The organism is Saccharothrix xinjiangensis, from assembly GCF_039527585.1.
Lineage (GTDB): Bacteria > Actinomycetota > Actinomycetes > Mycobacteriales > Pseudonocardiaceae > Actinosynnema > Actinosynnema xinjiangensis.
In genome coordinates this window covers 95,433-114,226 of the sequence record NZ_BAAAKE010000017.1, presented here as the reverse complement: position 1 = coordinate 114,226, position 18,794 = coordinate 95,433, and the positions used below count along the sequence as shown (strand labels likewise).

The 18,794-nt window shown below is 74.0% G+C and carries 16 protein-coding genes; 10 read left to right on the top strand and 6 right to left on the bottom strand.

Annotated elements, in window-relative coordinates; translation table 11 throughout:
• Positions 1 to 61 precede the first annotated feature (61 nt).
• From ABD223_RS28285 to ABD223_RS28275, 3 genes are all read right to left on the bottom strand, one after another.
• Entirely contained in the window at positions 62 to 886 is an 825-nt protein-coding gene (locus ABD223_RS28285) for a hypothetical protein (protein ID WP_344039615.1), read from the bottom strand.
• A gap of 5 nt (positions 887 to 891) precedes the next feature.
• Entirely contained in the window at positions 892 to 1,506 is a 615-nt protein-coding gene (locus tag ABD223_RS28280) for a hypothetical protein (protein ID WP_344039614.1), read from the bottom strand.
• A 298-nt stretch (positions 1,507 to 1,804) separates the two neighbouring features.
• Positions 1,805 to 2,518 carry a GntR family transcriptional regulator gene (locus ABD223_RS28275; RefSeq protein ID WP_344039613.1) on the bottom strand — a complete coding sequence of 238 codons (714 nt, stop codon included), beginning with the start codon at positions 2,516 to 2,518 and terminating at the stop codon, positions 1,805 to 1,807.
• 84 nt (positions 2,519 to 2,602) lie between these two features.
• Here ABD223_RS28275 and manD point away from each other — a divergent pair, with 84 nt between their 5' ends.
• The 8 genes from manD to ABD223_RS28235 all read left to right on the top strand — a co-directional run bounded on the left by manD (position 2,603) and on the right by ABD223_RS28235 (position 10,297).
• Positions 2,603 to 3,811, top strand: a complete 1,209-nt coding sequence (manD, locus tag ABD223_RS28270; RefSeq protein ID WP_344039612.1) for a D-mannonate dehydratase ManD — start codon at positions 2,603 to 2,605, stop codon at positions 3,809 to 3,811.
• Positions 3,808 to 5,247 carry a mannitol dehydrogenase family protein gene (locus ABD223_RS28265; protein WP_344039611.1) on the top strand — a complete coding sequence of 480 codons (1,440 nt, stop codon included), beginning with the start codon at positions 3,808 to 3,810 and terminating at the stop codon, positions 5,245 to 5,247. Before manD ends, ABD223_RS28265 begins: the two co-directional genes overlap by 4 nt.
• A gap of 37 nt (positions 5,248 to 5,284) precedes the next feature.
• Positions 5,285 to 6,646 (top strand): MFS transporter, encoded by a 1,362-nt coding sequence (locus tag ABD223_RS28260; protein ID WP_344039610.1) that lies wholly within the window; start codon positions 5,285 to 5,287, stop codon positions 6,644 to 6,646.
• On the top strand, positions 6,643 to 7,665 hold the full coding sequence (locus tag ABD223_RS28255; protein ID WP_344039609.1) for an L-idonate 5-dehydrogenase: 1,023 nt from the start codon (positions 6,643 to 6,645) through the stop codon (positions 7,663 to 7,665). The genes ABD223_RS28260 and ABD223_RS28255 overlap by 4 nt, the downstream gene beginning before the upstream one ends.
• 26 nt (positions 7,666 to 7,691) lie before the next feature.
• Complete coding sequence (locus tag ABD223_RS28250; RefSeq protein WP_380647139.1) at positions 7,692 to 8,027, top strand: carbohydrate kinase family protein; 336 nt, start codon at positions 7,692 to 7,694, stop codon at positions 8,025 to 8,027.
• 173 nt (positions 8,028 to 8,200) lie between these two features.
• Positions 8,201 to 8,803, top strand: a complete 603-nt coding sequence (locus ABD223_RS28245) for a DinB family protein (RefSeq protein ID WP_344039607.1) — start codon at positions 8,201 to 8,203, stop codon at positions 8,801 to 8,803.
• Positions 8,804 to 8,906: 103 nt separating this feature from the next.
• Positions 8,907 to 9,998 carry a winged helix DNA-binding domain-containing protein gene (locus tag ABD223_RS28240; RefSeq protein WP_344039606.1) on the top strand — a complete coding sequence of 364 codons (1,092 nt, stop codon included), beginning with the start codon at positions 8,907 to 8,909 and terminating at the stop codon, positions 9,996 to 9,998.
• Between the two features lie 113 nt (positions 9,999 to 10,111).
• Positions 10,112 to 10,297, top strand: a complete 186-nt coding sequence (locus ABD223_RS28235) for a hypothetical protein (RefSeq protein ID WP_344039605.1) — start codon at positions 10,112 to 10,114, stop codon at positions 10,295 to 10,297.
• A 177-nt stretch (positions 10,298 to 10,474) separates the two neighbouring features.
• Here the strand turns inward: ABD223_RS28235 and ligA are convergent, their stop codons facing one another.
• The 3 genes from ligA to ABD223_RS28220 form a co-directional block, all read right to left on the bottom strand.
• Positions 10,475 to 12,466, bottom strand: a complete 1,992-nt coding sequence (ligA, locus tag ABD223_RS28230) for an NAD-dependent DNA ligase LigA (protein ID WP_344039604.1) — start codon at positions 12,464 to 12,466, stop codon at positions 10,475 to 10,477.
• Between the two features lie 134 nt (positions 12,467 to 12,600).
• Positions 12,601 to 14,262: a peroxidase family protein gene (locus tag ABD223_RS28225; protein ID WP_344039603.1), complete on the bottom strand. Its 1,662-nt coding sequence runs from the start codon at positions 14,260 to 14,262 to the stop codon at positions 12,601 to 12,603.
• Positions 14,263 to 14,463: 201 nt separating this feature from the next.
• Positions 14,464 to 15,054 (bottom strand): TetR/AcrR family transcriptional regulator, encoded by a 591-nt coding sequence (locus ABD223_RS28220; RefSeq protein ID WP_344039602.1) that lies wholly within the window; start codon positions 15,052 to 15,054, stop codon positions 14,464 to 14,466.
• A 67-nt stretch (positions 15,055 to 15,121) separates the two neighbouring features.
• Between ABD223_RS28220 and ABD223_RS28215 the strand changes: the two genes are divergently transcribed.
• Both ABD223_RS28215 and ABD223_RS28210 read left to right on the top strand, forming a co-directional pair.
• Positions 15,122 to 16,156, top strand: a complete 1,035-nt coding sequence (locus ABD223_RS28215) for an aldo/keto reductase (RefSeq protein WP_344039601.1) — start codon at positions 15,122 to 15,124, stop codon at positions 16,154 to 16,156.
• 208 nt (positions 16,157 to 16,364) lie between these two features.
• On the top strand, positions 16,365 to 18,737 hold the full coding sequence (locus ABD223_RS28210; protein ID WP_344039600.1) for a N,N-dimethylformamidase beta subunit family domain-containing protein: 2,373 nt from the start codon (positions 16,365 to 16,367) through the stop codon (positions 18,735 to 18,737).
• Positions 18,738 to 18,794: the final 57 nt, after the last annotated feature.

Sequence of the window (18,794 nt, the reverse complement as noted above, 5' to 3'; positions counted from 1 at the left end):
CCCGGGTCGGGGTCTCAGCGTTGCTCCTGGGTGCGCGAGAGGGGAAGCCCGCCCGCGCGCGTCACGCTAGGCGCGGGTCGGGGCCGGTGCTTCTCGATTCCTGACCGATCCGCGGCGGGGCGCCGAGGCGGCCGTCCGCCACGGCGCGTTCCAGGACCGGCAAGGCGGTGGTGGCGCCGGAGACCTCCAACGCCAGCGCGAGCAGGCGCTCGGGGTCCTCGTCCGGGCGAGCGCCGGCCACGCCGGCCACGACGACGTCGAAGGACTCACCGTCGACCAGGCCGAGGTGGGGGGTGCGGACCGGGTTGCCCCGGGCGTCCACCTGCGCCGACGAGGTGACCGAGACCAGCGAGTCGTAGCGGAAGTACCCGCGCTGCTCGGTGGTCACCTCGCCGCTGACCAGGTCCAGGCCGGCCCGGACCATCCGCATCCCGTACCTGGTCAGCCTCAGCACGAGGACGGAGTACGCCGAGTAGCGCGGCGGGCCGTGGGGCACGCGGGCGGCTCGGGCGCCCTCCGCGGGGTGGAGGAGCACGACGGTCCCGCTCGCCTGGCCGCCCGGCTCGTCGCGCGCGGCGCGGTGGAACCGGGACAGCAGCTCCCGGGTCTCCGCCTCGCTCGTGGTGGGCACCGTCCGCGTCGCCGCCGGGTCCACCGCGGCCGAGGCGAACTCCCAGATCAGGTCGATCAACCCGACCGAGGAGCCCAGCGCCGGGTCGGGGAGGAAGGGGTGGAACCAGCGGTGCAGGCCCGGCGCTTCGAGGTCCCAGTCCACGACCAGCACGCGCAGGCCGTTGGCGGCCGGCACCCAGGCGGTGTTGGCCAGGCTCATCGAACGGCCGGTGCCGCCCTGGTAGGAGTAGGAGGTGACGATCCGGCCGGGCACCGCGCTCACCCCTCCGGGCCGGTCAGGACGGGGCGGGTGGCGCGACCGCCGTTGACGCGGCGGTTGACCGCGGCCCGGTTGACCAGGCGGGCCCGGATGTCGACCAGCAGCTGGACCAGGACGTCCTCGAACTCCTCGACGGTGTGCAGGTGCTGCCGGAAACCGCGCGCGTCGCCCTCCACCCGGTTGCCCGGGCAGGCTTCGCGCAGCAGCACCGGGTCCGGGCACCCGGGGCGGAACGGGCTCCAGTCCTCCCAGGTCGGGCCGTAGGCGTCCAGCACGTCCCGCACGGCGCCTTCGAGCAGGGGCGGCGTCGGGTCGCCCGCGGCGACCACCTCCCGCGCGAACCTGAGGAGGAAGTCCTGGTAGCGGCTCTCGTTGTCCTTCAGCTCCATGAAGTAGCGGAGGCCGTGGCGCCGGTAGTCGTCGTCGAACTCGTCCCGGGTGTCGTGCAGGTGCGCGGTCGTCGGCGGCTGGTGGGGCGGGATGCACCAGACGGGCAGGATGCGGGCCGGCGACTTCCCGGTCCGGCGGCGGTGCAGCTCCAGCCTGCGCTGGAAGAGGCGCCACTCCTGCCCGGACACCTCGCTCTTGGAGCAGGAGGGCGAGTAGAGCGGCACGAACACCCCGGCAGGCGCCGATGGCGTCCGCGATCGCCGCGGCCCACGCCGTCCCGGTGGGCTGGTCGACGTCGAGGAACCCCGCCGTCCCCTCCTCCTCGTGCCGCAGGCCGGCGGCGACCACGACCTCGTCGCCCAGGTCGTCGAAGAACCGTCGGACCAGCCGGTCACCGCTGTCCAGCCGGGCGTGGCCCAGGAAGAAGAAGTGCCCCACGCTCACCTTCGCAAGGAGGTCGCCGGCCCCGATGGTACGAGACGCGGCGCGCATCGCGGGCGCGATCCGGTGATCGGCCGGCGGTCACTCCCACACGACGACGTTGCGCCGGGTCGGCAGGGACGCGGAGTTGGACGAGAACAGCTCCGGCGACCGGGCGCGGATGCGCTCCACGTCCTCGAACACCGCCCGCAGGTGGGCCCGCATGGCCTGGCGGGCGAGGGCGGTGTCGCCCTCGCGCACCGCCCGCAGGATCTCCACGTGCTGGCCGGCGAACTCGACGGGCGACGGCGCGTCGTACAGGCCGAGCCGCCGGGCCCGGTCCAGGTGGCCCTTGGCGGCCACGACGGTGGTCCACGCGTCGGCGTGGCCGCTCAGGCGCAGCAGGCCGTGGTGGAACGCCTCGTCGAGCGCGAAGAACTCCTCGCGGTCGATGTCGGGTCGCCGCTGCCGCGCCAGGTTGTCCTCCAGCTCGGCCACCAGGTCCGGGTCCAGCTCGGCGGGCAGGTCCTCCAGCGAGGCCAGCTCGACCGCCTCGCGCAGGAACTGGGCGTCGGCGACCTTCTGCGGGTCCACCCGGGACACGAACGACCCCACCTGGGGGAAGACCTGCACCAGGCCCTCCTCGGACAGCAGGATGAGGCTCTCCCGCACCGGGGTGCGGCTCACGCCGAGCGCGGCGGCCAGCTCGTTCTCCGACAGCGCGGAGCCGGGCGGCAGCTCCATGGTCAGGACCTTGCGCCGGAGCGTCTCGTAGACCGCGCGGCGGTTGGACTTCTTCCCGTCAGCTCTGACCACGAGGCCCATCATAGAGTCCTTGACAGGCTGACCGACGAGTACTTGTATACAAGTACCGGTCCGCCAGTGTTGAGGAGTCCGCCAGTGAGCACGATCGAGCGCGCCGAGGTCCTCGTCGCCTCACCCGGCCGCAACTTCGTCACCCTCCGGATCACCACGTCCGACGGGGTGACCGGCCTGGGCGACGCCACGCTCAACGGCCGCGAGCTGGCCGTCGCGTCCTACCTGCGCGACCACGTCGTGCCGCTGCTCATCGGCCGCGACCCGGCCCGCGTCGAGGACACCTGGCAGTACCTCTACCGGGGCGCCTACTGGCGGCGCGGCCCCGTCACCATGACCGCCATCGCCGCCGTCGACACCGCCCTGTGGGACATCAAGGGCAAGGTCGCGGGCCTGCCCGTCTACCAGCTGCTCGGCGGGCGCTCCCGCGACGGCGTCATGGTGTACGCGCACGCCAGCGGCAACGACACCGCCGAGCTGCTCGACGACGTCGCCCGCTTCCTCGACGAGGGCTACCTGGCCGTGCGCGCCCAGGCGGCCGTGCCCGAGGTCGGCGGCACCTACGGCGTGCGCAAGGGCAAGGTCTACGAGCCCGCCGCGTCCGCGCTGCCCGACGAGCAGCCGTGGAGCACCGAGGCCTACCTGGACTTCGCGCCGACCTACCTCGCCGCGGTCCGCGAGCGGTTCGGGTTCGGCTTCCACCTGCTGCACGACGTGCACCACCGGCTGAGCCCGATCGAGGCCGCCAGGTTCGGCAAGGCCGTCGAGGACCTGCGGCTGTTCTGGATGGAGGACCCGACGCCGGCGGAGAACCAGGAGGCGTTCCGCCTCATCCGGCAGCACACCACCACGCCCATCGCCGTGGGGGAGAACCTCAGCTCCATCTGGGACGTGCAGCACCTGATCACCGAGCAGCTGATCGACTACGTGCGGACCACCGTCGTGCACGCGGGCGGCATCACGCACCTGCGCCGGATCTTCGACCTCGCCGCGCTCTACCAGGTGCGCACCGGGTCCCACGGCGCGGGCGACCTGTCACCGGTCAGCATGGCCGCCGCGGTCCACGTCGACCTGGCGGTGCCGAACTTCGGCATCCAGGAGCACATGGGCCACGTCGACGGCGTGGACGAGGTGTTCCGCACCGGCGTCCGGTTCGCCGACGGGATGCTGCACCCCTCCGAGGAACCGGGGCTCGGCGTCGAGTACGACGACGAGGCCGCGGCCGGGTTCCCCTACGAGCCCCGCTACCTGCCCGTGGCCCGCCGCCTCGACGGCTCGGTCCACGACTGGTGACCGCCGTGGACCGGCTCACCGGCGCCACCGCCGCGCGCCTGCCCGCGGCCCTGCGGCCCGCCGTGGACCCGCGCGACCTCGAAGCGAGGGTCGTGCACCTCGGGTTGGGCGCGTTCCACCGGGCCCACCAGGCCGTCTACACCGAGAACGCGGCCGCCCGGACCGGCGAGCCGTGGGGCATCGCCGCCGTCGCCTCGAACTCCCGGCACGTCGTGACCGCCCTGCGCGAGCAGGACCGGCTGTACTCGGTGACCGACCGCGAACCCGGCGGCCCGCGCGTGCGCGTCGTCGGCTCCCTCGTACGCGCCCTGCACGGCGGTGACGACGCCGACGAGGTGACCGCGCTGCTCGCGGCGCCCACGACGACGGTCGTGACCCTGACGGTCACCGAGAAGGCCTACCACCGCCGACCTGGCACGACCGGGCTGGACACCGCCGCGCCCGCCATCGCCGCCGACCTCGCCGCCGACCGGCCCGCCACCGCCGTCGGCCGCCTGGCGCACGGCCTCGCCGCCCGCGCCCGCGCCGGCGGCGCGCCGATCTCCGTGGTGTCGTGCGACAACACCGCGGGCAACGGCGACGTGCTGCGCGGCGTGGTCCGCGGTTACGTCGAGGCCTCGCCGTGGCCGGACCGGGACCGCGTGCTGCGCTGGCTGGACGAGTCGGCCGCGTTCCCGTCCACCGTGGTGGACCGCATCGTCCCGGCCACCTCGGACGCCGACGAGCGCGTCGCCGCCGACGCGCTGGGCCTGCGCGACGCGGCGGCCGTGGCCGGCGAGCCCTACCGCCAGTGGGTGCTCCAGGACCGCTTCGCCGCCGCCCGGCCGGCGTGGGAGCGCGACGGCGCGCTGCTGGTCGCCGACGTCGCCCCCTACCAGCTGACCAAGCTGCGGCTGCTCAACGGCTGCCACTCCGCCCTGGCCTACCTCGGCGCGGCGGCGGGCTGCGCCACCGTCCGCGAGGTCCTGCACACCCGGTGGGGCGAGCGGTTCGTGCGGGCGTTCGGCGCCGAGGTCGCGGCCACGCTGCCGCCCGGCGGCCCGGAGCCGACCGCCTACGTCGACGAGCTGGTGCGCCGCTTCGGCAACCCGGCCATGCGCCACGAGCTGCGGCAGATCGGCTCGGACGGCTCGCTGAAGGTCCCCGAGCGCTGGTTCGACCCGCTGCGCGCCCTCGACCGCGCCCCGCTGCTGGAACTGGCCCTCGCCGGCTGGGTCGCCTCGACCCGGCCCGGCGACGACGGACCGGCGACCGGCGCCACCGACCCCCTCGCGGACCGGCTGGCCGGCCCGTGGCACGACCGGCTCGCACCGGCCGACCTCGTCGGGGCGCTGCTGCGCCTGGTCGGCGCGCCCGACCTGGCCGACCGCGCGGACCTCACCTCCTCGGTCGCCGCCCACCTGCCCGCGCTGCGCGCCGGCCGCATCGAGTTCTGACCGCACCCCACCGCCCACCCCAGCAACGGAGCACAGGATGACGGGCACCCCCACCACGGCGCCACGCCCGGCGAACCGCACCACCCGCGACCTCACCCGGGCCGCCGTGTCCGGCTGGCTGGGCACGGCCATGGAGTTCATGGACTTCCAGCTCTACTCGCTGGCCGCCGCGATCGTCTTCAACAAGATCTTCTTCCCGGACGTCAGCCCCGCGATCGGCCTGATCGCCGCCATGGCCACCTACGGCGTCGGCTACGTGGCCCGCCTGGTGGGCGCGGTCTACTTCGGCCGGATGGGCGACCGCATCGGCCGCAAGAAGGTCCTGTTCATCACCATCGCCCTCATGGGCGCGTCCACCACGCTCATCGGCGCGCTGCCCACCTACCAGACCGTCGGCATCCTCGCGCCGATCATGCTGGTGGTGCTGCGCCTGGTCCAGGGCTTCGGCGCGGGCGCGGAGATCGCGGGCGCCACCGTCATGCTCGCCGAGTACGCGCCGGTCCGCCGCCGCGGCCTCGTCGCCTCGCTGGTGTCGCTGGGCACCAACTCCGGCACGCTCGCCGCGTCCGGCCTGTGGGCGGTGCTCATCGCGGTGCTGTCCGAGGAGCAGCTGGTCTCCTGGGGCTGGCGGCTGCCGTTCCTGCTCAGCTTCGTGCTGATGGTCTTCGCGGTGTGGATGCGCCGCAACCTCAAGGAGAGCCCCGTCTTCGAGGAGCGCGCGGACGTCGTGGACGGCGTGGCGCTGTCCCGCGAGGAGGTCGCGAAGAGCAACACCCTCGAAGCGGGCCTCAAGCAGCGCAAGGGCAAGGCTTTCTTCCTCGCCCTCGGCCTGCGGTTCGGGCAGGCGGGCAACTCCGGCCTGGTGCAGACGTTCCTCGTCGGCTACACCGCCGGCACGCTGCTGATCGACCGCACCGTGCCCACCTCGGCCATCGTCTACGGCTCGATCCTCGGCTTCGCCACCGTGCCGCTGGTGGGCCTGCTCGGCGACCGCTTCGGCCGCCGGCCCGTCTACCTCGCGCTGACCGCCGCCTCGATCGCCTTCGCCTTCCCCATGATGCTGATGATCACCAGCGGCAGCACCGTCGCCGTCGTGGTCGCCATGGTCCTCGGCCTCAACCTCTCCGTGCTGGGCCTGTTCTCCCTGGAGAGCGTCGCCATGGCCGAGCTGTTCGGCGCGCGCAACCGCTTCACCCAGCTCGCCCTGGCCAAGGAGGTCGGCGGCATCCTCGCCACCGCCATCGGCCCCGTGCTGGCAGCCACGCTGACCGCCGTGACCGGCCACTGGTGGCCCATCGCCGCGATGCTCATGGCCTACTCGCTCATCACGCTCGTCGCCACCCTGCTCTCGCCCGAGACGCGGGGCCGCGACCTGGTCCGGTTGGAGGACGCCGCATGAGGGCGCTCGTCGTGCACGGCCCGGGAGACGTGCGGGTGGACGAACGCCCGGACCCGGTCGCGGGACCCGGCCAGGTGCTCGTCGCCGTCGAGTGGGGCGGCGTCTGCGGGTCGGACCTCGCCTACTGGAGGCACGGCGCGTCCGGCACCGCCGTGCTGCGCCGGCCGCTGGTCCTCGGCCACGAGGTCGCCGGTCGCGTCGCCGCCCTCGGCCCCGGCGTCACCGGGGTCGAACCCGGAACCCCCGTGACCGTCCACCCCGCCACGCCGGAGGGCGACCTGCCCGAGCGCCTGGCCGGGCGGGACAACCTCAACACCCGCGTCCGCTACCTCGGTTCCGCCGCGTTCGACCCGCACACCGACGGCGGTTTCGCCGACCTCGTCGCGGTGCGCGCCGACCAGGTCCGCGTGCTGCCCGCCGGCGTCGGCACCCGCCTGGGCGCGCTCGCCGAACCCCTGGCGGTCGCGCTGCACGCCGTGCGCCGCGCGGGCGAGGTGGCCGGCCGCACCGTGCTGGTCAACGGCGCGGGCCCGATCGGCTGCCTCGTCGTCGCGGCGGCCAGGTCGGCGGGCGCGGCGCGGGTCGTGGTGGCCGACATCGCGCCCGAACCCCTCGCGGTGGCCCGCGCGCTGGGCGCGGACGAGGCGCGCGACCTCGGCTCGGGCGACGCGCTGCCCGAGGACGTCGAGGTGGTGTTCGAGGCCTCCGGCGTCCCCGCCGCGCTCGGACCGGTCCTGCGCGCCACCGCCCGCGGCGGCACGCTGGTGCAGGTGGGCAACCTGCCCGGCGGCTCGGCGCGGGCCGTGCTGGGCGACCTGGTCACCCGCGAGATCACCTGGGTCGGCTCCTACCGGTTCGTCGACGAGGTCACCGACGCCGTCCGCGCGCTGGGCGCCGGCCTCGACCTGGCGCCGCTCGTCAGCGGCGAGTTCGACCTGGCCGACGGCGTGGCCGCCCTCGAACGCGCGGCCGGCCCCGGCGGCGGCAAGGTGCTGATCAGGCTGGGTGGCGCGGCGTGAGCGGCGTGATCACCCCGGGCGAGACCATGGCGCTGCTGACCGTGCCCGCCTCCGGCCGGGGCGCGGCGCGGGCCGTGCCGGGCATCGGGGGAGCGGAGTCCAACGTCGCCATCGCCCTGGCCCGCCACGCGGGTCGCACCCGGCACGCGCCGACCAGGCCCGCGCGGGTGGTGGACGCGGTCGGGGCGGGTGACGCCTTCGCCGGCGGCTACCTGTCCGAGCTGGTCGCCGGCGCGGACGTCGAGCGGTGCCTGCGGACCGGCAACGCGCTGGGCGGCTTCGTGGTCGGGGCGACCGGCGACTGGGAGGGGCTGCCCACCCGGGCCGACCTCGCCGCGCCCGAGGCGGAGGTGGTCCGGTGAAGCCGCTGGTCGTGGGTGGTCCGACGAGGCCGCAGCTGTCGGGCGGTCCGGTGAAGCCGTTGCTCCCGGTGGTGGTCCTCGACCGCGCCGACGACGCCGGGCCGTCACCGCTCGGGCCGCCACGTTCCTCAAAGAGGACACGAACTGACCGCTTTACCTGCGACCGTGGTCCCGTGCCGAACACCGTGACCACCACGTCCACCACGTCCACCACGTCCACCGCGATCCCGGACGCCGAGCGCGCCGACCTGCTCTCCGCGCTCGCGGCCGCGCGATCCGCCTTGATCAAGACCACCGAAGGGCTCAGCGACGAGCAGGCCGGCGAACGGCCCACGGTCAGCGCGCTGTGCCTCGGCGGGCTGGTCAAGCACGTCACATCCGTGGAGGAGTCGTGGCTGCGGTTCGCGGCAGAGGGGCCGCGGGGGATGAACTTCGACCTGCCCGACGGAGTCACCTGGGACGACATCATGGCCGGCACCGCGCGCGAGGTCCCGCAATGGATGGTCGACCACCAGGCGGAGTTCCGGCTCCGGCCCGGCGAGGCGCTGTCCGGGATCCTCGCCCGCTACGAGCAGGTCGCCGCCCGCAGCGAGGAAATCATCGCCTCCCTGCCCGACCTGTCGACGACGTACCTCCTGCCGGACGCGCCCTGGCAGGAGCCGGGGACGTCGCACAGCGTGCGCTGGGCGCTGGTGCACGTCATCACCGAGACCGCGCACCACGCCGGGCACGCGAAGGCCCTGCGCGAGGCCCTCGACGGGCGGAGGTCGGGCTGAGCGGCGCGGAGAGCGGGAGGGAACGCCTCACCGTGAGGGCGAACGAACCGGGGTGGCCCGGGAACACCGACCACGGGAACACCGACCACGGGGGTGCGAACCGGTGACGGTCCTGGACAGCCGGGCGCTCAACCGCGCGACCCTCGCCCGGCAGCTGCTGCTCGACCGCGCCGACCTGCCGGTCGTCGACGCCGTCGCGCACCTGTGCGGACTCCAGGCGCAGGAACCGCAGGAGCCGTTCACCGGGCTCTGGTCGCGGCTCCGCGCCTTCGACCCGGCCGCGCTCGACGACCTGCTGACCGGCAGGCGCGTGGTGCGGACCCACCTCATGCGCCGCACCGTCCACCTCGTCACCGCCGAGGACGTCCTGGCGTGGCGGGCGCGCCACGACACCATGCTGCGCCAACGGGTGCTCGGCACCTACCGCGACGAGCTGGCCGGGGTGGACCTCGACGAGCTGGCGGCGGCGGGCCGGGCGGTGATGGCGGACGGCGAACCCCGCTCCGCGGCCGAACTCGTGCGCGCGGTCGCCGCGCGCCGGCCCGCGTCGGGACCGCGGGCGCTGGGGGAGATGCTGGTCGCCGCCCTCATCCCGGTGGTGCAGCTGCCGCCGCGCGGGCTGTGGCGGGCGAAGGCGGGTGTCCGCACCGTGCCGCTCTCCTCGTGGCTGGGGCGCGAGGTCGACCCGCCGGCCCCCGACGGCTCGGACCCGGTCGGCCGCGCGCTGGTGCGGCGCTACCTGGCCGCGTTCGGCCCCGCCGCGACGGCCGACCTGCGCGCGTGGAGCGGGCTGACCGGCCTGCCGGCGGCGGTGGCCGCGGTGCGGGAGGAGCTGGTCTCCTTCCGCGACGAGCGCGGCCGGGAACTGCTGGACCTGCCCGACGCCCCGCGCCCCGACCCCGACACGCCCGCGCCGGTGCGGTTCCTGCCCGCGTTCGACAACGCGATCCTCGGCTACCACGACCGCGGCCGGATCATCGACGACGCCGACCGGGGCCTGTCGGTCGCCGGCGCGCGCGTCGTCCTGGTCGACGGACGGGTCGCCGCGACCTGGACCACCGAGGCGGGCGCGGTGGTCGTCACGCCGCTGCGCGGCCTGTCGGGCGATGACCGCGACGCCGTCGTCGAGGAGGGCCGGGCACTCGCGCTGTTCCTGTCCGACAACGACAGCGACGGCGTCCGGGTCGCGCCGTGAGCCGGCGCCGGTGCATCGGGTCCCGATCGACCGCCGTTCCGGCGCCCCCGCTCTGCCAGACTGGACGGACTTCGCGCTCACCAGGCGATTCATCGGATCGAGGAGGAAGCGCCATGACAAGGATCCTGCGAACGCTGCCGGTTCTCGCGCTCGCGCTCGGCGCGGTCGCGCTCGCCGCGCCCGCCACCGCGACGGCGGCTCCGGCCGGGGCCGCGTCGACGGACGGCTTCACGTGGAGCAACGGGTTCACGTGGAGCAACGGCCACGTCGGGACGAACGGCTACACCTGGAGCAACTGACCCGGTGATCGGCCCGGCGGCCACGCGGATCCGCGTGGCCGCCGGGCCGGGCGGGGCCGACCACGACCGACCGGTGGGCGCACCCGCGCCCACCGACCCCCGATCGACCGGGGATCGTGAGGCCCGACTGGGATCGCGAAGCTCGACTGGCCAGGACCGCGAAGCCCGGCCGGAGCGCTAGGCGATCCCGGCCGCGATGAGCTGCTTCCAGATCTCGCCCTGGTCCACGACCTCGACCCCGAGCTTCTCGGCCTTCGCGGTCTTGTTCGCGCCCACGTCGGCCCCGGTGATCAGGTAGTCGGTGTTCGCGGAGACCGAGGACGCGGTGGTCGCGCCCGCCTTCTGGCACAGCCGCTGGAAGGTGGGGCGGGGCACCTTCTCGCCGGAGCGCGGGTCGCTGATCGAGCCCGTGACCACCACGGTCTTGCCGGCCAGCGGCGCGTCCGAGGCGACGACGGGCGGCAGGTCCTCCTCCCGCACGTCCAGGGAGACGCCGGCCCGCCGCAGCCGGTCCAGCTCGGGGCGCAGCCGGGTGAGGTGCTCGATCAGGGAGGCGGCGACCTTCGGGCCGATGTCCTCGACGGCCACGAGGCGTTCCTCGCCCGCGTCGGCGACCTCCTCCAGCGAGCCGAACCCGGCGCGGCACAGCCGGGCCGCCGTGCCCTCCGACGCCATCGGGATCGCGAACCCGATCAGCGCCCGGCGCAGGCCGACGGCGCGGCCGGCGGCGATCGAGTCGATCATGCGCGTGGCCGAGGTCTCGCCGATCCGCTCGAACTCCAGGAGTTGTTCCCGGGTCAGGGAGTAGAAGTCCGACGGGTTCTCCAGCAGCCCGGCTTCGGCGAGGCGTTCGATCCACACCGGACCGACGGCCTCGATGTCCGCCGCCGCCCGCGACGCCCAGTGCACCAGCCGGCGCACGGTCTGCGCCGGGCAGGCCACGTTGGTGCAGAACAGCTCGCGGCTGTTGCCCTGCTCGGTCAGCCCGTGCCCGCACGACGGGCACGCCGCCGGCGGCACGATCTCCCGCTCCTCGCCGGTGCGCTTGGACTCGTCCAGCACGCCCGCCACGAACGGGATCACGTCGCCGGCCCGGCGGACCAGCACGGTGTCGCCGATCCTGATGCCGCGCGCCCGGATCACCTCCTGGTTGGCCAGCGTCGCGCGGGTCACCGTGGTGCCGCCGACGAACACCGGCTCCAGGTGCGCGACCGGGGCGATCTTGCCCGTCTTGCCGACGTCCCAGACCACATCGGACAGCACGGTGGTCTTCTCCTCGGCGGCGAACTTGTAGGCCAGCGCGCCGCGCGGCGAGTTCGACCGCGTCCCGGCGGCCGCGTAGGCGTCCCGGTTGGCCAGCCGCAGCACCGCGCCGTCGAGGTCGTAGTCCAGGTCGTTGCGCCGCGCCTCGATCCCGCCGATCACCTCCTGCGCCGCCGCCGGGGTGTCGCAGTGCCGCATGTCGGCGACGTCGAACCCGAGCGCGCGCAGGCCCTGCTCCAGGTCGGCCGCCGCGCCGCCCTCGGAGGTGTCCAGGTCGAAGGCGAAGAACTGGAGCCGCCGACCGGCGACCGTGGCCGGGTCCTTGGCCCGCAACGTGCCCGCGGCCGCGTTGCGCGGGTTGATCAGCGGCTTGTCCGGGTGCGCGGTGTTGTAGGCGGCGAAGGTGGACCGCAGCATCACCGCCTCGCCGCGCACCTCCACCCGGCCCGGCGCGTCGACCCGGTCGGGCACGCCGTCCGCCAGCGCCCGCACCAGCGGCGTCACGTCGTCGCCCGTGGAACCGTCCCCGCGGGTGACCGCCCGCGCCAGCCGCCCGCCCTCGTAGACCAGCGACAGCGACAGCCCGTCCAGCTTCGGCATCACCACCACCGGCTGGCCGGGGAAGCGGCCGAAGAACGCCTCCACCTGCTCGGGCCTGGTCGCCTTCTCCAGCGACAGCATCGGGCGCGAGTGCCGGACCGGCGCGTGCAGCACCGCGGGCGCGCCCACCTGCTCCAGCGGGTTGGGGTCGGGAGCCAGCCCCGGGTTCGCCTCGATCAGCCCACGCAGCTCGTCCTCGATCGCGTCGTACTCGGCGTCCGCCACCAGTGGCGAACCCCGGTAGTACGCGTCGCGCAGCACCACGACCTGGTCGGCAAGTTCCCGGATCCGTTCCTCAACGTCCACGGCGCGCACGCTACCGGCAACCACCGACAAGGACGTGAGGCCGCCGGCGGACCGCACCCGTCCGGGTGCGCCGCCCTCCCGGGCCGCGCCGCGCCGGGGGTGCGCGGCACGTGCGCCGCGCACCCCCGGGACCGTCAGTCGCCCAACGGGTTGAGCAGGTCCGCCTTGCCCTCGAAGGCGAAGAGCAGGAGGTCCGTCATGCGGAACGTCCGCCGGTCGGGACCGAGCACGGGCCGCCACGACGGCTCGCGCACGATCGACGTCCGGCTGCCCTCCATCGCCCGGTGGAACACCTCGGCGACGACCCGGCCGCCGACCGGCCCGAGCCGGCCGCCGTTGAACTCCGCCTCCCGCAGGGCGTAGAACCACAGCGGGGTCGCGGCGGCGACCGCGGCCCTCTGCTCGTCGGTGAGCTGGTCCAGGGACGCGCCCCCGTTCCCGACCAGGACCTGCTCCTCGGTCAACGGGTCGACGCACAGCAGCTCCGCCATCTGCTGCCCGCTCGCCAGCCGGACCATGCCCGCCCGCGTGAGGTTGCGGAAGGCCAGGTTGCGCTGGACGTCGTCGACCGGCGCGCCGCGACCGCCGAAGGTGCCCGCCGGCAGCTGGTCCAGCGGGTCCACCAGCAGGGAGTCGATCCGCATGGCCGCGTTGCCGCCGCCCGCGGGCGGCGCCAGGTCCGGCCGGTCGACCTCGGCGAAGTCGTACAGCCTGCGGAAGTCGGCGATCCAGTTGGTGGGCAGCGCGTCGACGCTCTCGTGGTGCGGGTCGTCCAGGTCCGCCAGCGACGACCCGCCGTCGAAGTTGCCGGAGGTGCCGCTGAACGCGAACAGGAGGAACAGCGTCCCCGGGATGCCGGTGCCCGTGTTGAACACCCGGTTCCACTCGTACTCCGACCGGATCATGCTGTGGCCCAACCGGTACGCGGCCACCGCGAACTCCAGCGGCATCGTCGGGTGCGGCCCCACCGGCCTGCCGCGGCGGGGCGCCTCGAAGAACCGCCTGCCGTTGGTGAACACGTCGTCCACGATCGCGGGGTCCACGACGCGGGGCAGGAAGTCGTGGCGCAGCAACCACTGGTAGTGCCGCACCACCTGGCCGCGCGCCGCCTCGAACAGCCGCCTGCCGGTCAGGCCGCGCAGCGCCAGCTCGTCGACGACCTGGTTGTGGAACCTGATGAACGCCAGGTGCGTCTGCGCCACGGCCAGGTTCTCGTCGTTGCGCGGGTCCGGGATCAGCGGGCGCCTGCGCTCCTCCTCGGTCAGGCCGGTCTGCCCGAACCGCGGCAGGTCGAAGCCCTCCATCGGCAGGGTGACCTGCTGGTCGCCGGGCGGGCCGCTCGCGGGCGACGTCGTGCCGACCTTCAGCTTGACCCGGTCGGCGGCGTAGTACACCCGGTCCGCGTGGTCGTCCGGACCGCGCCCGTAGAGCGAGTCGAGGTCCAGGGCCGGCGAGCGGCCCTGCACCAGCTCGTCCAGGGTCACGTCCTCGCCCAGCTGCGTTTCGGTCCGGTCCATGGTCAGGTCGTGGTCGACGAACTGGCCGAGGTAGGTGAAACCCGCCGGGACCGGCGGGTCCGCGGACTCCGGCTGCGCGCCCGCCGCGGTCATCGCGTCGGCCAGCGCCACCCTGGTCCCCTCGTCGAGCTGCGCGCCCTCCGGCCCCAACCGGGAGAACCGGAACCGGCGCAGTTCCTCGACCGCGGCCGGTCGGCGCGTGAGCGCGTTGCCGTCGCGGTCGAATTCGATCACCCCTTCGCCGACGACGAAGAAGCTGTTGCGGCCGTGCTGTTTCATAGACCCCCCCGAGTCCGTGAGAAGTGCTCCCGTTCAAGGCGGGAGCAGGGCGGTCACGCCCCCTGCGGACGCCCTTGTCCCAACATGTACCAGCAAATGGCGGTTGCGCGCAGGGAGACGGGAATTTCGGCGCGCTTTCCAGTCCACGTCACGGGGTGTTCCCCGGCTTTTTTGTCCCGTGTTCTGTCCCTGGTGCGATTCTCACGGACGTACGTACACGCCCGCGCGGGCGGCGACCGCGGCAGCTTCGGCGGCCTGGTCGGCCAGTGCTCCGTCCAGGCCTCCCGTGGTGAGGAGGTGGTAGTAGAGCGGCGCGGAGACGGCCCGGATCACCGCGTGGGCGTCCGTGCCCGGCGGCGCCTCGCCCCGCGCGACGGCCTGCTCCACGCACGGCGCCCACTCGGCCACGCGGGTGGCGTAGAAGCCGTGCAGGGCGGTGGCGGCCTGGCCGTCGCAGGTGGCGGCGGCGATGACCGACTGGAACAGCGAGCCCTGCCGGGGGTCGGTGAGCGTGCGGTGGACGAGCCGGGCGTTGGCCCTCAGGTCCTCCAGCAGGTCGCCGGTGTCGGTGCGCGGCGAGGACTGCTCGGCCATGTCGAGCAGCAGGTCGGCCACGAGCGCGGTCGGGGTGCCCCAGCGCCGGTACACCGTGGTCTTGCCGACGTCCGCGCGGCGGGCGACGTCGGCCAGGTCGAGGTGGGCGAACCCCTGCTCGGCCAGGACGTCCCCGGTGGCCCGGAGCACCTGCGCCCGCACCCGGGCGGACCGCCCGCCCGGTCGTGCCTGGGTCATAACGGGACTCCAGTTCCTTTAGTGTGCTACGTTAACGGCACCACAGTACCTTTAATGAGGAGGCGTCATGGAACACCGACGGCTGGGGGCCTCCGGGCTCCAGGTGCCCGTGCTCAGTCTCGGCGCGGGCACCTTCGGCGGGCGCGGCCCGCTGTTCGGCGCGTGGGGCGACACCGACGTGGCGGAGGCGCGCGAGCTGGTCGACCTCTGCCTCGACGCGGGGGTGACCCTGTTCGACACCGCCGACGTGTACTCCGATGGCGCGTCGGAGGAGGTGCTCGGCGCGGCGATCAGGGGACGCCGGGACCGGGTGCTCCTGTCCACGAAGGCGACCCTGCCCACCGGCGACGGGCCCAACGACGCGGGCTCGTCGCGGTCCCGGCTGATCAAGGCGTGCGAGGACGCGTTGCGCCGCCTCGGCACCGACCACGTCGACCTGTTCCAGCTGCACGCGTTCGACGCGGGCACGCCCGTCGAGGAGGTCCTGGACGCGCTCCACGGCCTGGTCCGGGCGGGCAAGGTCCGCTACCTCGGCGTGTCCAACTTCTCCGGCTGGCAGCTGATGAAGTCGTTGGCGGTCGCGGAGCGGCGCCACCACCCGCGCTACGTCGCCCACCAGGTCTACTACTCCCTCGTCGGCCGCGACTACGAGTGGGAGCTGATGCCGCTCGGGCACGACCAGGGCGTCGGCGCCCTCGTGTGGAGCCCGCTCGGCTGGGGGCGGCTCACCGGCGAGGTGCGCCGCGGGCGACCGCTGCCCGCGCGGAGCCGCCTGCACGCCACCGCCGACCACGGCCCGCCCGTGGACCAGGAGCTGCTGTACGACGTGGTCGACGCGCTCGTCGAGATCGCGGCGGAGACCGGCCGGACCGTGCCGCAGGTCGCCCTCAACTGGCTGCTCACCCGGCCGACCGTCGCCTCGGTCATCATCGGCGCGCGCAACGGCGCGCAGCTGCGCGACAACCTCGGCGCGGTCGGCTGGGAACTCGGCCCGGACCAGCTCGCCACCCTCGACGCGGTGAGCGCGCGAACCGCTCCCTATCCCTATTTCCCCTATCAGCGCCAGGAGGGGTTCGCCCGGGTCAACCCGAGCCTGGTCTGACCGCCGAAATAGGGTCGATGCGCTGTTCGGCACAGCAACGACGTCCGGTCGCGGTGCGGTGGACGAGGCGAACGGGCGGAGCTGTTCAAGGCGGGTAACGGGCGATGTCCCCCGCTCGACTCCCGTGGTGGCGAATTCCCGCCGAAGACGACGGCGCTCGAATCGTGAACCACCGGTGGCGTCAGAGGGGTGGCCTGTCTTGGCGACGATGAAGTTGTTGCGCCTGTTCGTCGTGCTGGTGTCGACGGCGGGGTTGGTGGTGGCGGTCAACGGCGTCGTGCCGCGGTTCGCCGCGGCCGCGCCGTGCGACGCGCCGGTGGTGAACCGGGTGGCGTGCGAGAACACCAGACCGGGGACCGACGACTGGCAGGTGGTCTACCGGGACCCGTCGATCGTGGGGTACTCGACCGACATCAGCGCGGCGCCCGGCGGCCGGGTCGACTTCAAGGTGCTCACCGGCGCCTCCTCCTACCGCCTGGACGTCCACCGCCTGGGCTACTACGCGGGCAAGGGCGCGCGGCTCGTCGGGTCGGTGTCGCGGAACTCCGCGCAGCAGCAGCCCGCCTGCCTGCGCCAGGCCGTGACGGCGTTGATCGACTGCGGCAACTGGGACGTGTCGTTGAGCTGGGACGTGCCCGCGGACGCCGTGTCCGGCGTGTACTACGCGCGGATGCGCCGCGACGACACCGGCGCGGAGAACGAGATCGCGTTCGTGGTGCGCGACGACAGCAGCACCTCGAAGGTCCTGTTCCAGACCTCGGACGCCACGTGGGTGGCCTACAACCGCTACGGCGGCAACAGCCTCTACTTCGGCGACGGCCCCGGTGCGGGTGGCCAGGCGTACGAGGTGAGCTACAACCGGCCCTACACCGGCGGCGACGGCGAGGAGAACTTCATCTTCAACGCCGAGTACCCGATGCTGCGGTTCCTGGAGCGCAACGGCTACGACGTCAGCTACACCACCGACGTGGACTCGGCCCGCCGCGGTCACCTGATCAGGAACCACCGGGTGTTCATGGCGGTGGGACACGACGAGTACTGGTCCGACGAGCAGCGGGCGAACGTGGAGGCCGCCCGTGACGCCGGTGTGCACCTGGCGTTCCTGACCGCCAACGAGGTCTTCTGGAAGACCCGGTGGGAACCCTCCATCGACGGCTCCGGCACGAACTGGCGCACGGTGGCCTGCTTCAAGGAGACCAAGAACGGTCAGGACGACGGGTCGGACGACTGGACCGGCACCTGGCGCGACCCGCGCCACAGCCCGCCGCAGGACGGCGGCCGCCCGGAGAACGCGTTGCTGGGCAACATCTTCACCGTCAACGGCCGCCGCGAGGACTCCCTCCGGGTGCCCGCCGCCTACGGCAGGATGCGCCTCTGGCGGCACACCTCGTTGCAGTCCATGGCCGCCGGCGCCACCTACACCTTCCGGCCCGGCACCCTCGGCTACGAGTGGAACACGGTCCCGGACAACGGGCGCCAGCCGCCGGGCGTGGCGCGGATGTCGCGGACCACGGTCCAGCTCAACGGCCCCTACGTGCTGAAGAACTGGGGTGACGCGTACGGCTCCGGCACCGAGACGCACGCGATCACCTACTACCGGCACCCCAGCGGCTCGCTGGTGTTCGGCGCGGGCACCGTCCAGTGGTCCTGGGGCCTGGACGACGAGCACGCCTACCGGACCACCACCCCCACCTCGGACTCGCGGATGCAGCAGGCCACGGTCAACTTCCTGGCCGACATGGGTGTGTCCGCGACCACGCTCCAGCCCGACCTGGTCCAGGCGACCGCCACCGCCGACGCGCAGCCGCCGGTGGTCGCCTTCACCACCGCGCCCGCCCGGGCCGAGGTCGGCGCGCAGTACGCGTTCTCGGGCACCGTGTCCGACGCGGCCGGCCAGGTGAGCGGCGTCGAGGTGTCCACCGACGGCGGCGCCCGCTGGCGCCCGGCGAACTGGCAGGCGGGCCAGGGCACGTGGAGCCACGCCTACACGCCGACGGCCTCCGGGCAGGCGCAGTTGCGGGTGCGCGCGGTGGACGACTCGTTGAACCTGTCCACCCCGGTGGCCACCTCGGTCGCGGTGGAGCCGCGGTCGTGCCCGTGCGGCCTGTGGACGACGGCCGACACGCCGGCCAACCCCGACAACGCGGACGGCACGCCGCTGGAGCTGGGCGTGAAGTGGCGCGCGCCGAGCGCGGGCGAGGTGCGCGGCGTCCGGTTCTACAAGGGGGCCGGCAACACCGGCACGCACACCGGCTCGCTGTGGTCGGCCTCCGGGCAGCGGCTCGCCACCGGCACGTTCACCGGCGAGACCGCGAGCGGCTGGCAGTCGCTGACCTTCGCCGCGCCCGTGGCGGTCGCCGCCGACACCACCTACGTGGTCTCCTACTACTCGCCCGGCGGCCGGTACGCGATGAACGCGGAGTACTTCAGCCGTGAGTCCCGGCACCTGGAACCGCTGACCGGCCTCCGGTCCGGGGTGGACGGGCCCAACGGCACGTACCGCCTGGGCGCGGGCTTCCCCGACCGGAGCCACGCCGACAGCAACTACTGGGTCGACGTGCGGTGGTCGCCCGCGCCGTGACCCGCTCGGGCGAACCGGACGAGTTGCCCATTCCATTCGTTAACACAACTAATTAGT